This window comes from Neobacillus niacini, from assembly GCF_030817695.1.
Classification (GTDB): Bacteria; Bacillota; Bacilli; order Bacillales; family Cytobacillaceae; genus Neobacillus; species Neobacillus niacini_F.
In genome coordinates, this window is sequence record NZ_JAUSZQ010000002.1 from 99,006 (window position 1) to 113,204 (window position 14,199).

General features: G+C 38.4%; 14 protein-coding genes and 1 pseudogene. All 15 read right to left on the reverse strand.

Features of this window, described 5'->3' with window-relative positions; genetic code table 11:
* Positions 1-31: 31 nt before the first annotated feature.
* Positions 32-817 (reverse strand): SDR family oxidoreductase, encoded by a 786-nt coding sequence (locus QFZ28_RS00620; protein WP_307192928.1) that lies wholly within the window; start codon positions 815-817, stop codon positions 32-34.
* Between the two features lie 302 nt (positions 818-1,119).
* Positions 1,120-1,818 carry an urea ABC transporter ATP-binding subunit UrtE gene (gene urtE, locus QFZ28_RS00625; RefSeq protein ID WP_307192929.1) on the reverse strand — a complete coding sequence of 233 codons (699 nt, stop codon included), beginning with the start codon at positions 1,816-1,818 and terminating at the stop codon, positions 1,120-1,122.
* A gap of 4 nt (positions 1,819-1,822) precedes the next feature.
* A complete protein-coding gene (gene urtD, locus QFZ28_RS00630; protein ID WP_307192930.1) occupies positions 1,823-2,578 on the reverse strand; it encodes an urea ABC transporter ATP-binding protein UrtD in 756 nt (251 codons plus the stop codon).
* Positions 2,532-3,623, reverse strand: coding sequence for an urea ABC transporter permease subunit UrtC (gene urtC, locus QFZ28_RS00635; protein ID WP_307192931.1), 1,092 nt, complete (start codon positions 3,621-3,623; stop codon positions 2,532-2,534). Before urtC ends, urtD begins: the two co-directional genes overlap by 47 nt.
* 20 nt (positions 3,624-3,643) lie before the next feature.
* Positions 3,644-4,549 (reverse strand): urea ABC transporter permease subunit UrtB, encoded by a 906-nt coding sequence (gene urtB, locus QFZ28_RS00640; RefSeq protein ID WP_307192932.1) that lies wholly within the window; start codon positions 4,547-4,549, stop codon positions 3,644-3,646.
* A 191-nt stretch (positions 4,550-4,740) separates the two neighbouring features.
* Positions 4,741-6,009, reverse strand: a complete 1,269-nt coding sequence (urtA, locus tag QFZ28_RS00645) for an urea ABC transporter substrate-binding protein (protein ID WP_307192933.1) — start codon at positions 6,007-6,009, stop codon at positions 4,741-4,743.
* A 247-nt stretch (positions 6,010-6,256) separates the two neighbouring features.
* Positions 6,257-7,072, reverse strand: coding sequence for an urease accessory protein UreD (locus tag QFZ28_RS00650; RefSeq protein ID WP_307192934.1), 816 nt, complete (start codon positions 7,070-7,072; stop codon positions 6,257-6,259).
* On the reverse strand, positions 7,069-7,683 hold the full coding sequence (gene ureG, locus QFZ28_RS00655) for an urease accessory protein UreG (protein ID WP_307192935.1): 615 nt from the start codon (positions 7,681-7,683) through the stop codon (positions 7,069-7,071). Before ureG ends, QFZ28_RS00650 begins: the two co-directional genes overlap by 4 nt.
* Before the next feature lie 26 nt (positions 7,684-7,709).
* The gene (locus QFZ28_RS00660; RefSeq protein WP_307192936.1) at positions 7,710-8,399 is read right to left on the reverse strand and encodes an urease accessory protein UreF; all 690 of its coding nucleotides are present in this window, start codon (positions 8,397-8,399) and stop codon (positions 7,710-7,712) included.
* Positions 8,392-8,838, reverse strand: coding sequence for an urease accessory protein UreE (ureE, locus tag QFZ28_RS00665; RefSeq protein ID WP_307192937.1), 447 nt, complete (start codon positions 8,836-8,838; stop codon positions 8,392-8,394). Before ureE ends, QFZ28_RS00660 begins: the two co-directional genes overlap by 8 nt.
* 10 nt (positions 8,839-8,848) lie before the next feature.
* Positions 8,849-10,559: pseudogene (ureC, locus tag QFZ28_RS00670) on the reverse strand (urease subunit alpha).
* Positions 10,559-10,882 carry an urease subunit beta gene (locus tag QFZ28_RS00675; protein WP_307192938.1) on the reverse strand — a complete coding sequence of 108 codons (324 nt, stop codon included), beginning with the start codon at positions 10,880-10,882 and terminating at the stop codon, positions 10,559-10,561. The pseudogene ureC and the gene QFZ28_RS00675 overlap by 1 nt, the downstream one beginning before the upstream one ends.
* 18 nt (positions 10,883-10,900) lie before the next feature.
* Positions 10,901-11,203: an urease subunit gamma gene (locus tag QFZ28_RS00680; protein ID WP_307192939.1), complete on the reverse strand. Its 303-nt coding sequence runs from the start codon at positions 11,201-11,203 to the stop codon at positions 10,901-10,903.
* Between the two features lie 433 nt (positions 11,204-11,636).
* On the reverse strand, positions 11,637-12,884 hold the full coding sequence (locus QFZ28_RS00685; protein WP_307192940.1) for an MFS transporter: 1,248 nt from the start codon (positions 12,882-12,884) through the stop codon (positions 11,637-11,639).
* Between the two features lie 66 nt (positions 12,885-12,950).
* On the reverse strand, positions 12,951-14,132 hold the full coding sequence (locus QFZ28_RS00690) for a M20 metallopeptidase family protein (RefSeq protein WP_307192941.1): 1,182 nt from the start codon (positions 14,130-14,132) through the stop codon (positions 12,951-12,953).
* Between the last annotated feature and the right edge of the window lie 67 nt (positions 14,133-14,199).

A 14,199-nucleotide genomic window follows, 5' to 3' on the forward strand; every position in this document is an offset into this window, starting at 1 on the left:
CTTTTATAGCTATATCGCTGACATCGTTTCTTTATAAAAGCGATTCGGCCCCGTCAATGTAAATTTCGCTTCCGGTTATATGGTTTGATTGGGTAGAAGCAAGGAATAGTACTAGGTCGGCGACTTGTTCGGCCTTTCCTGGTTTGTGCTTCAATGGTTGGTTTCCTTCAGGGTATTCAATGGGGATTTCCACTTTTTTTAGCTGTTCATTTTCTTTCCATGTGTTTTCATTGATACTAGTTTCAATCGCACCTGGGCAGATTATGTTCACCCTAATACCGTAGTTGGCAAGCTCAAGAGCGGCCATTTTCCCAAAGCCCATCTGGCCAATTTTGGATGTACTATATGCAGACATTCCAATATTTTTATAGATTCTGTTCCCATTAATTGAACTAGTAATTATGATACTACCCCCTTCTTGCTTCATATAAGGGATTGCATATTTAACAGTTAGAAACGTACTCGTTAAGTTATTGGATATGGTTAAGTCCCATTCCTTAGGCTCCAAGTCTTCTATGGGCGCAACTTTCCCATTAATCCCCGCGTTCGCAAAAACAATATCTAGTCTCCCCCACTGATCGATGGTCCTTTTGTAACAGGTCTCCACTTCCTTGGGGTGAGCAACGTTGGCTTCTATGACAAGTGCTTCACTCCCCATTTCCTCGATCTGATCTTTCACTTTTTCCACGTTTTTTTTATGCAAATCTATTAAAGCAATCTTTCCCCCATTTTGAGCAAGCTTTAGAGCAGCAGCCCTTCCTATCCCTGAGCCAGCCCCTGTAACAAGAGCAACCTGATTTTGAAGTAGATTCTCCACGTTAGAAAGCCTCCTTAAAAGTTGATATCTATTACTATATCCACCATAGAGATTTTGAAACATAAAGATTATATTTAAAATTCGTCTACTGTTCTTTTATTATTCTATCAACCATAGCCTCCTCGTCTAAAGAAGAGCCTGCAACTAAGAGTTATAGTATTGTTAGAGCCATTTAGGTTAACTTTTATGAGTTTGTTTGGTATAAAAAAATCACCTCAGCACATAAGTCTGTTGGTGATTCCGTTTTTGGAATTTAATTTTTAAAGTTTCTTTCAAGATTATAAATGAACCTCTTCTCCTTCTTAAACACTCAAGTACCGATATACGTCTTCATCCTTTATCTCATCTACTGAGCTCTCATACACGATTGATCCGTGATCCACGACATAAATGTAATCTGCTACACTTTTCGCATAGTCTAAATTTTGTTCTACTAAAATCATGGATGTCTTACTTTTTTCTTTAATATCCCGAATAACTCTTTGAATATCTGCAACAATATTAGGCTGAATTCCTTCTGTCGGTTCATCTAATAGCAAGAAAGATGGGTTAGAAACCAAAGCTCTTGCAATGGCTAGCTGCTGCTGTTGACCTCCACTTAAGTCCCCACCATTTCGATTCTTAAATTCCTTTAAGATTGGAAAATATTCATAGATATCCTCTCGAATTAAGTTCTTCTTTGTCCCACCACTAGCTTCTAGACCGATTAATAAATTTTCATAGACAGAAAGCTTCGGAAAAATCTCTCTGCCTTGTGGAACATAACCAATCCCCTTTATTGCACGATATGAAGGACTTTTTTTTGTGATATTATCATTTTTAAAAAGAATACTACCACTTTTCGGTGATAAAATTCCCATAATGGCTTTTAATAATGTTGTTTTACCAACACCATTTCGTCCCATGATACAAACCACTTGGCTTTCCTTTACCTTTAGCTTTATATTCCTTACCACCATGCTTTCACCGTAACCAACCTCTAAATTATCCAGTTCTAGCATTTTATTAATCCACCTTTCGTCCAAGGTATACTTCACGAACCCGAGGATCATTTTGAATCTCTTCCATTGAACCTTGACAAAGTAATTGGCCTTCATGCATCACTGTCACGATATCGGCATACTCTTTTACAAAATCCATATCATGCTCAACAATTAATACTGTTCGATCCTTTGCGATTTCTCGAATCATTTCTCCTGTCTTCATTCTTTCAACTTTAGACATTCCTGCAATAGGTTCATCTAGTAACACTAGACCGGGATCCTGTAATAAAACCATCGCAATTTCTAACCATTGCTTTTGCCCATGTGATAGAGCTCCTGCCTGCTGATCCTTTTCATCTATTAATCCGGTTAAATGAAGCATCTCCTCTATATCTTTTTGTTGGTTTTTTGTTATTTTTGCTGTAATCGTTGCCCAAAGTCCCTTATCCTGCTTTAAGGCAATGATTAAATTTTCATACACAGTTAAGTTTTGAAAAATGGAAGGAGTTTGGAATTTTCGAGATATTCCTATATGGACGATTTTAAAATCCTTTAGTTTCACTAGATTTTGATCCTCCATATACACAACCTTCCCTTGACTTACTTGAGTTTTCCCACAAATTACATCTAATAAAGTTGTCTTGCCTGCTCCATTTGGTCCAATCAAGAAATGAACTTTATTATTTGTTACCTTAAAATCCAAATTACTAATTGCTTTAAATCCACTAAATTCAACTGTAATTTTTTTCGACTCTAGCACTGTTTGGCTGTTTATCATGTAAACCACTCCATCTTTTTTGGAATTTCTTAAATAGTCCCATCAAACCGTCAGGTAAAAACACAACGACAATAACGAACATAAGTCCTAAGAAATATAACCAAATATCTGGGTAGGACTCACTGAAGGTTGTTTTTGCCCAGTTTACTAAAATCGCTCCTAGCACTGGACCAATCAGTGTACCACGTCCCCCTAATGCAACCCATAACACCATTTCAATAGAAGGAATAATTCCCATCATGGTTGGTGAAATAATACCTACCTGAAGAACAAATAACATCCCAGCTAATCCCGCAATTCCAGCCGATAAAGCATAAATAAAGGTTTTGAAGATGGCAGGATCATATCCTAAAAACCGAAGACGATTTTCCCCATCTCGAATACCGATTAACACCTGCCCTAAGCGTCCGTTAATCAGCACTTTACTAGCAAAATAAACAATTGCCAGAACAGCAGCTGTAATAAGATAAATAACAGTCTGTGTTGTTGTCGATGCTAACGAAAATCCAAAAATTGTATTGAAACTCGTCAAGCCATTTGTTCCACCAGTTAAACCTTGTTGCCCTACAAAAAGAGTGACAACAACAACGACTAATGCTTGAGATAAGATGGTGAAATAAACTCCATTAATACGATTACGAAACGTTAACAGTCCAAGTAGCAATCCAATCATTAAGGGAATGAATATTCCTAATATGATTGCTAGGATTGGATTTTGAAATGGTACCCAAATGAATGGAAGCTCTCGCACACCACTCCATGCCATAAAATCAGGAAGTTTAGTAGTACCGGAGGCCTCTAACTTTAAATACATCCCCATTGCATATGCACCAATTCCAAAGAAAATCCCGTGTCCTAAACTCAGTACACCTGTATAACCCCATAACAAGTCCAAACCAATTACTAAAATAGCAAAAGCTAAGTATTTACCGAGAAGATTCAGACGGAAATCTGTTAGAAATAAGGGCGCTATAAGTAACACGATAAAACCCAACAATAGAAGACTTTTTTTATTAAATATCGATTGATTCATTATTTTCCCCATAAAGTCACCGCTCCTTATCTCTATTCGTCAAGTGCTCTTGATCGAGAACTTACAAGTCCAGAAGGTCTCCATTGTAAAAAAGCGATAATTAGCATAAATACCAGTACTTTCCCGATTGTAGCTGAAGTGAAAAATTCAAAGACGGTATTGAAAAATCCAATTCCAAATGCACCAACCACTGCTCCTACAAGAGCACCAACTCCGCCAACAACTACTACCATAAAAGCATCGATAATATAATATGTCCCAATTGTTGGACCAATAGGACCTAATAAGGTTAAGGCACAGCCTGCAATGCCAGCAAAACCTGAGCCAATCGCAAAAGTCCCTAAATCGACCCTTCTTGTTTGAACACCTAAGCATTCTGCCATTTGTCTATTTTGCATAACAGCACGAACTCTTCTACCATTAGTCGTCCGATAAAAATAAAGAAAAATAGCAACAAGACATAAAATTGAAAGACTTAAAATAAAAATGCGTGAGTATGGTAAAACAAGCGTACCTATCGTAAGTCCTCCATTTAAAAAGCTAGGACTCTGTACACCAACGTTAGGCGCACCAAAAATCGTTCTTGCTAATTGTTGAAGCATTAAACCAACACCATATGTTGCCAGTAAGCTATCTAAAGGACGTTTATATAAAAATTGAATCAACGATACCTCTAGTAAAATCCCAAATCCTGCAGCAATTAAAAAGGCGATAGGAATGGATAACAAAAAGTAAAGATCAAAAAACGGTTCAGGGACATACTTTAAAAAAAGGGATTGAATCACATATGTTACATATGCTCCAATCATAATTAACTCTCCATGAGCCATGTTAATAACCTTCATTAAGCCGAAGGTAACAGCAAGCCCTAGAGCAATTAATAATAAAATGGAACCAAGGCTTAATCCATTGAAAAGGGTTAATATTGTACCACTCATATCCTTGCTCCTTTCTACAAAACGATTATCGTAAATATCAAACAATTATTCTTTTAAAAAAATAAGATCGTTATATAGTTATAATTTCTAATAAACGAAAAAGGACAAAAAGTAGATAGAGGCTAATCAAACCTCTACCTAATTTAATTTAAAATATCAATCTTTTAGAAAAAAGCCATTATTAAAAATGATTACTGACCTAAGCTTTCAGCTAACCCGCTTGCCCAATCAAATCCCTTTAGGAATGGATCTGGTTTTACTGGTTCACCTGAATTCCATAGCTCTTTAATTTGTCCATCCACCTGTACTTCACCAATTCTTACTGTCTTATAAACATGCTGGTTTTCACCATCAACCTTTACAAGACCACCTGGTGCCTCGAATTCTAATTCCTTAGCAGCTTCTTTTACAGCATCCACATCTGTTGTTCCAGCTTTTTCTACTGCAGCAGCCCATAAATAAACACCAAAATAACCTGCTTCAATTGGGTCTGCTGTTACACGATCTTCTCCATAAGCTGCTTTGTAGGCTGCGACAAACTCACTGTTTTCAGGAGTTTCAGTCGTTTGATAGTAGTTCCAGCTCGTTAAATGACCTGCAATAACATCTGCACCAATACCTCGGACTTCTTCTTCAGCAACACTTACTGAAAGCACAGTAATATCTTCTGACGTAATACCTGCATCCTTTAATTGTTTAAAAAATGCAACATTACTATCACCATTTAACGTATTGAAAATCACATCTGGTTTTTCACTTTTTATTTTCGCAATGACTGTGTTATAGTCTGTATGCCCTAGTGGTGTATATTCCTCACCAACTAAATCTGCACCCGCATCTTCAAGTTGTGCTTTAATTGCAGCATTTGCTGTTCTTGGAAATACATAATCTGATCCTAATAAGTAAAACTTTGTACCACGATTTTCTAGTAACCAATCAACAGCAGGAACAATTTGTTGGTTTGGCGCTGCACCTGTGTAAAAGATGTTTGGAGAGCTTTCCATCCCTTCATATTGAACTGGATACCATAGTAACCCATTGCTTTCTTCTACCACCGGAAGCATTGCTTTACGACTCGCAGACGTCCAGCCACCAAAAATGGTTGCAACCTTATCTTGCTGTAATAATTTCTTCGCTTTCTCTGCAAATGTAGGCCAATCTGATGCGCCATCCTCAATAACTGGCTTAATTTGCTTACCTAAAACGCCTCCGTTTGCATTAATTTCGTTTATTGCCAATAATTCTGCATCATGTACAGATGTTTCACTGATCGCCATGGTTCCACTTAAAGAATGCAAGATTCCAACTTCAATCACATCTTCTTCTGAATCAGAAGTACCTTCTGTTGATCCAGAGTTTCCCTCTTCTGGGGCGGATGCACCATTACTTTCTGAACACGCTGCAATGATCATTGTAAAAGCTACCATTAGTAAAAAAAGATAAAACTGTTTTATTTTCATTTTTTCAACCCCATTTTCATATGTAAAATTTCCCAACAACTAAATGATATCAACACTACAAATGATGTTCCACTAACACGTGAGGTAATATGACGTGGTTTTTATTTTTTCAAAATCAAAAAAAAAACACTTGATGCCAACTTAGACAACAAGTGCTTTTTTTCTTACAACCTATTAAGCTCAATAACGGAATTCCAAGAATGGCAGTAAAGCATAACATCCTAAACTGAGCTTATCGTTCTCATCGTTAATATTTCCTCCAAAGAATAGATTCTTTATTTAATAACACGCGCCTACTATATGTCTGGGCTTCTGCTATAATCGCTTCAATGATTCCGGTATGATTTGCTAATAATCGCAGAATACCCCCTTGATCAGGTAATGCTGATAATCCTAAATGAACATCGGGAAAGTTTTCAATAAGGTGAGAATAAAACTTATCTAAAAACTTTTTATTCACCTGCTCATGAATAAGAATGAATGTACCTATATGGGTATATCCTTCCATTTGCATAATTCCGTTCATTTGATGATCGGGTTCTAAAAAAAGATGATCAAATAACACGAGCTGTCCGTCTCTATAAATCTTAAGTTTGGACCGAATCCATTCATATTTAAAAAAACTCCCATCTTTTGCCCAGCCAGGAGTAATGATATCGCTATAAAAAAAACACGAATCACGTTCTATTTCAACCTCTGTTTCTTGTATAAATCGAGCTTCTTCATATGCAATCAAAGGATCTGGAATGTACTCAAGTACACTTCCAAATCCCAGTTTTATTTTTGTTTGCTGACGTACAGGTTCGGTAGGAGTTTTATAAACCTTCGTTGACGATTGTGTAGTAACTAGGAGATGAGCACTGTCATCTACCTGTATTTGAGTGAAATAAGAATCTCCATTAACATACCCTCCACCAACATGAATGAGATAGATAGAAGGTGAATCACCCTCTAGGTAGATTGGACGTGCTATTTTTAAGGCACCCTCATAATAGCACGATGAGATAATCGTTTTTTCATTCTTTTTAGAGGCGAAAAGATCTAACACTCCTGTGTAGCTCATGAACCTAATCCCATTAATAATGCACTCTTTTTAATCCAATCAACGACCTTATCTAAACCAGTTCCATCCTTCAAATTCGTGAAAATATAGGCCTTTTCCCCTCTCGCTGCAATCGTATCACTTTCCATAATCTCTAGACTCGCCCCCACATATGGAGCTAAATCAATCTTATTTATAATAAATAAATCTGATTTAATCATCCCCTGCCCTCCTTTTCTAGGGATCTTTTCCCCTTGGGCAACATCTATGATATATATGGAAAAGTCGACCAACTCTGGACTAAAGGTTGCAGCTAAATTATCACCACCACTTTCCACAAAAATCAATTCTAAATCCCGATGCAGTTCTGTTAGCTCTTCAATGGCCGCAAAGTTCATAGATGCATCTTCACGAATAGCTGTATGAGGGCATCCTCCAGTTTCCACACCAATAACGCGGTCCTCAGGCAATACTCCATTTTTAATTAAAAAATTCGCATCTTCTTTTGTATAAATATCATTTGTAACAACCGCCATACTCAGCTCTTCATTCAATGCTCGCGTTAATTTTTCGACTAGCATTGTTTTACCGGCCCCAACAGGACCACCAACTCCAATTCGTATCGGTTCCATCTTGATCTCTCCTTCATAACGCTTAATTACGACATAAATAATCGTACATGCAGCCTCTCATGACGCATTTGCGCAATTTCCAAGCCCGGACTTACCGCACCTAAATCATCCTTTGTTAGCTTCATAATTCTATTTTTGGCCTCGTGAATCTTTACCTGCATTTCGACCAATAGCTTTTGACCATCTGTTTGACCTAGCGGCACACCTCGAACTGCATTTTGAATAAGCGATGACACAGAGGAAAATAGGTATGCTGAAAGAATTTTCTCCTTATCAATCTGCAGGTGATGTGCAACAAACGCAAACACAAGTGCCGAATGACCGTAGCCCTGTTTATTTTTTATAAAACGGTGATACTCCCCTAAGGTAGTTGAAGAGTATAGTTCCATACACAACTTCGCCATTCGTTCCCCAATCCTGCGATTACCCTCTCTTGTTTCCTTCGCAAGACTCGACACATACAATAGACGGTCAATTTCGAGCAGCTCATTCATACCTCTGCTAGATTCCAAGATTTCATATGATAGTCTACAAGCAAGTCCATCTGAGAGGACTAATTGTTTATCAACATAGGCAGAAATGGCAGTTTTAAAGCTTTCCTTATCTACAATAACTTGTTCTTGGATATATGTTTCTAAACCAAATGAGTGCGAAAATGCCCCAGAAGGAAAATTAGAATCACATAATTGTAGTAAAGGAATTAAATCATTATCCATGACTATGTCCTATATGACGAAACGCCTGTCCTACTTTTCTATTTTCTCGTTTATAAGGCACCTTTAGCTGTTTAAGTAATTCCTCGACAAGGTAATCATACTGAACCAACATTTCATCGCCTTCAAATTGGGCTGGAAGATGGCGATTTCCTAACTGATGTGCAATATCACCCATTTGTCCAATTGAAGTTGGCATGATCACTAACACATCATCCTCTTTCACCGAAATAACAATCATGTTTTTTTCATCCATATGAAGAATATCACCATCGACCAAATCTTTATTATCCCTTAGCCGAATTCCAATTTCTCTCCCATGGTCTGTAGTAACCCGCTGGATTCTTTTGACCAATAAATCACTTTCCAAATAAACACGTTCAACATGTGGAGTTCTTTTTTCAATCGTCGAGACATTACCTAGCACTTTTTCAATTATCATATCCTTCACCTCAAAATAAGAAATAACGCTGGGCCATTGGAACAATCTCAGCTGGTTCACATGTAATCAATTCTCCATCCACACGAACTTCGTATGTTTGCGGATCAACTTCAATATTTGGTGTTGCGTCATTAAATACCATTGATTTTTTTGAAATTTTTCCGGATTCCAGAAACACACTTAATTTCTTTTTGAAGTCCTAACTTCTTATGAACGCCGTTTTCATATGCAGCCTTAGAAACGAACGTTATGGATGTTCGATATTTCAAGCTTCCATGACTTGCAAACATCGGGCGATATAAGACAGGCTGAGGAGTAGGAATACTCGCGTTTGGATCACCCATTATACTATGAGCAATCATCCCGCCTTTTAGAATAAGATCTGGTTTCACCCCAAAAAATGCAGGGTCCCACAAAACTAAATCTGCAAATTTACCAACCTCCACAGATCCCACATATTCCGAAATACCATGTACAATTGCTGGGTTAATGGTGTATTTGGCAATATATCTTTTTACCCGAAAGTTATCCCCTACTGTGAGGTCCTCTTGCAGCTTGCCTCGTTGCTTCTTCATTTTATCGGCTGTTTGCCATGTACGGGAAATCACCTCACCCACACGTCCCATTGCCTGCGAGTCTGATGAAATCATGCTGAACACACCCAGGTCATGTAATATATCTTCAGCCGCAATTGTTTCCTTTCTAATTCTTGAATCCGCAAAAGCAACGTCCTCCGGAACACTCGGATCCAAGTGATGACAAACCATCAGCATATCTAGATGTTCTTCAAGTGTGTTTACTGTAAATGGACGGGTTGGATTTGTAGATGAAGGAAGAATATTAGAATAACCAGCTGCTTTAATAATATCAGGAGCATGCCCGCCTCCAGCACCCTCAGTATGGTATGTATGGATAACCCGGCCATCAATAGCAGCTAAGGTATCTTCCACAAACCCTCCTTCATTTAAGGTGTCTGTGTGGATAGCAACTTGAATATCAAATTGATCCGCTACTTTTAAACTAGTATCAATCGTTGCGGCAGTTGTTCCCCAATCTTCATGAAGCTTTAAGCCAATAGCTCCTGCTTCTACCTGTTCAATAAGAGGTTTCTCATCTGAAGAATTTCCCTTTCCTAAGAATCCTAGATTCATAGGGTATTCTTCTGCAGCAAGAAGCATCCCATGAATATTCCATGGCCCCGGTGTACACGTTGTTGCATTTGTTCCTGTTGCAGGACCTGTACCTCCACCTAACATTGTCGTAATCCCGGAGGAAAGGGCAGTCTCAATCTGTTGAGGAGCAATGAAATGAATATGAGCATCAATCCCACCCGCAGTTACTATTTTTCCCTCTGCAGCGATTACTTCAGTAGAAGCACCAATAACAATATCAACATTGTCCATCAATAATGGGTTTCCCGCTTTACCAATAGCAGCAATATAACCATCCTTCACACCAATATCAGCTTTATAAATGCCTGTATAATCGAGAATAATGGCATTGGTGAATACTAAATCGACACTCTCGGCTCTAGTTGCTAAGGGATGCTGCCCCATTCCATCCCGGATAACCTTGCCACCACCAAACTTCACTTCGTCTCCATATGTTGTATAATCTTTTTCGATCTCAATAAATAGTTCGGTATCCGCCAAACGGACGGCATCCCCAACCGTTGGACCAAACATATCAGCATACTGCTTTCTGGACATTTTAAAGCTCATTATTCTACCTCCTTTCCTACCACCGGTCCATTTGTTTTGTTATTTAAACCATAGACCTTTTGTTCGCCTGAAAACGCAACAAGCTCTACTTCCTTTTGATCTCCAGGCTCAAAACGCACAGCAGTACCAGCAGGAATATTAATGTGCATTCCAAAAGCTTGTTCACGGTCAAAGTGTAAACCTGAATTGACTTCAAAGAAATGAAAATGCGATCCTATTTGAATCGGACGATCTCCCCTATTGAGAACTTGAATTTTCTTCGATTGTTTATTTGCGTTGCATACAATCACTTCTTCCTTCAACACATACTCACCAGGAATCATTCACTACTCCTCCTCTTATTAACGGATTGGGTCATGCACTGTCACAAGCTTTGTCCCATCCGGAAAAGTTGCCTCCACCTGAATATCATGAATCATTTCAGGAACACCCTCCATTACATCTTCCCTTGATAATATGGTGGCACCATACTGCATTAACTGAGCTACTGTCTTTCCATCTCGCGCACCTTCAAGGACTTCATATGTAATAATAGCTATAGCCTCTGGATAATTAAGTTTCAATCCTCGCTTTTGCCTGCGCCGTGCTAAATCAGCCGCTACAACCACCATCAGTTTCTCCATTTCCCGCGAAGTAAGCCTCATTTATTTCACCCCTTCATTCAATATACCCCAAGTTACACATTATTTAACATATAATGTTAGGTAACCTAACATAAAAACAAAGTAACATATACTGGGTTTTTTTACAATATTTTAAAAAGTTAAAAAACGGGACACTCAGGGACGAGTAGGGCCGGTTTTCACACTCCTTTTAGGGATAATTGGACTATTCCAATGTCATCAAAGGACAGGCTTGGTCATACCGATGGTCAGATTACGAAAAATGTGTACCTTCACGTTAAGCAAAAAATGAAAAAAGAGGCCCTCAAAAGTTTAGTCAACGAATGAGAGCCTCTTTAATTAACATTATGTTAGTAAATTTTACAAACCCCTTATATATCAAGGGATTGAGCAGCTATCACATCATGCCGCCCATTCATCAAGCAGTATTAATTACACAAACTTTACCTTAATATCATATAATTTTTTTGTTGCTAGTCACCACATTAGCTTCGCTTGAAAGATTATTTTTCGAATGAAGCCCTGCTGCTGCAACAATACCCAAAACAGCACAGACAATTATATAAATGAAGGCGGATACATATAACCCATTAAAAACTTCAATTAAATATCCCATAACCATTGGTGCAAGGAATGCCCCAATCATCCCGCCAAGATTAATCATACCAAATGTAGACCCAATAACGTTCTTTGAGAATATTTTATGTGGAAGGCCAAATATGGTAGCCACAATTGGACCATGAAAAAACATACATATAGCTTGATACGTAATAACTAGCGAAACAGATGGTGCGTTGAATAATAAATAAAGAGACCCAATCATGATTATAAAGCTTACAATTGCAAGATATTTTTCTTTTCCACTTAATAAAGACTTAATAAGTTGTCCACCAATAATAACACCAACAGCCCCAGCAAGTGCCGGAATGGACGAAAGCATACCCATAGACATCAATTCAAGTCCTCTCACATTTACAAGATAAGGGGGCATCCATGAAATAAGTCCCCAAACGACAGTACTTACTCCAAACCACATAATGGCCAACTGCCAGCTTGTCCGGATCTTTAAAACATCTTTAAAAGAGGCTTTTTGTACCGTTTCTTCATCAACTATTTCTACCTGCATATTTTTCGGATTTAAATAATACCAAAGTAGAGCAGCAACGAAAACGCCCAATAAACCTATGGCAATAAAAAGGTTTTGCCAGCCAATCCACACAAGAAGCGGCGTAGCAATTAAAGGGGCAATCACTCCACCAAGTGAATTGGAAGACATCATGATTGTCTGGGCACTAGTTCGCTCTTCTTTAGGAAAGACATCCGCTATTGCTTTGGAGCTTGCCGCAGGATATCCACCTTCTCCGAGACCGAACATAAAACGAATCATAATCATAGACATAAGAGACCATGCCATTCCTGTTAAAACGGTAAATAGTGACCAAAACAAAATTGCAATAGCAATTACTTTTCTGGATCCAAATTTATCGGCAAGCCAACCGCCAGGCAATTGCATTAAAGCGTAGCCAGCAAAAAAACTGCTGAGCACAACTCCCATAACAGTCGGGCTAAGATTAAAATCCTTTGCAATTTCCACAATCCCAACATTCATTGCCATCCTGTCAAGATAAGATAAACACCATCCTAAAAACAGCAGTGCGAGAATCATATGTCTCTTTTTATTTTTAATTTGGTTATTTTGCACAATGATGTCCTCCTTTTCAATTTACATGTAACCAACATCAAACCGACTAATTTCTTCTTAAATATGTTAGTGTGAGCTGTTTAAATAATTAAAAACAAGGGAAATAAACATTTTTCCTGCTAAAAGAATAGACTGCTCATCCACATCAAAATTCGGGTGATGGTGAGGATAGACAGCTTGAATAGCAGGATTCATACCTCCTACATTAAAAAATGCACCCGGCTTCTCTTTTACATAGTAGGCAAAGTCCTCCATCGCCATCTGTAAAGAGGACTCCGAAACATTTTCTTTTCCGACAATCTTCTCGCCAACGCGTTTAACGCGAAGTGCTTCCTCCGAATTGTTGCATACAGAAGGATAGCCATATTCATAGGTTACTACACACTCGGCACCTGCACCGCTACATGCAGCCTCTGCTACTCTTCTAATATTCTTTTCGGCAAGCTCCCGTGCCTCCTCGGAAAAGGTGCGAACTGTTCCCGTTAAAATCACTTGATCAGGAATAATATTATATCTACTTGCACCATCAAACGAACAGACGGTTATAACGGCCGGATCTGTTGTATTAATACGGCTCGCTGTTATCTGCTGGATATTCATAACAATTTGGCTCCCAACGAGGACTGGATCAACTGCGAGATGTGGCGAGGATCCGTGTCCACCTTCTCCTTTTATAACAATTTCAAACTTATCACCAGCTGCCATCATGTATTCTTCTTTAAATAGAATCTGTCCTACCGGAAGGTTCGATAAAACATGAGCGCCGTAGACGACATCGACATTATTAAGACACCCATCCTCAATCATTGCTTTGGCACCGCCAGGAATAACCTCTTCAGCAAACTGATGAATAAACAGCACATTGCCTTGAAGATGTTCTTTTACTTTGCTGAGCGCAAATGCCGCTCCAAGTAGTGAAGCAGTATGAATATCATGCCCACACGCATGCATGACACCTGGTATTTTTGATTTATAGGGAACAGCCTTTTCATCCTGAATCGGTAATGCATCAAAATCAGCACGGAGTGCAACCGTTTTTCCAGGCTTCCCCCCTTTTAACAAAGCAGTGACGCCACGTCCCCCTACTTCAGTTTTTACTTCAAGGCCACAATCTCTTAAATAGTTTGCAATGATTGTCGGGGTTCTTTCTTCTTCAAATGACAATTCCGGATACATGTGTAAATCTCGTCTAATATGAACGAGATCTTCGAATATATTTTCTAATTCCTTGTAGGCTGTTTTTTCCATAACAACTTTTCCTCCTTTGAACAGAAAGCGTTTTCATAAAATTAATATTTTTACTTTTCGTTATTTA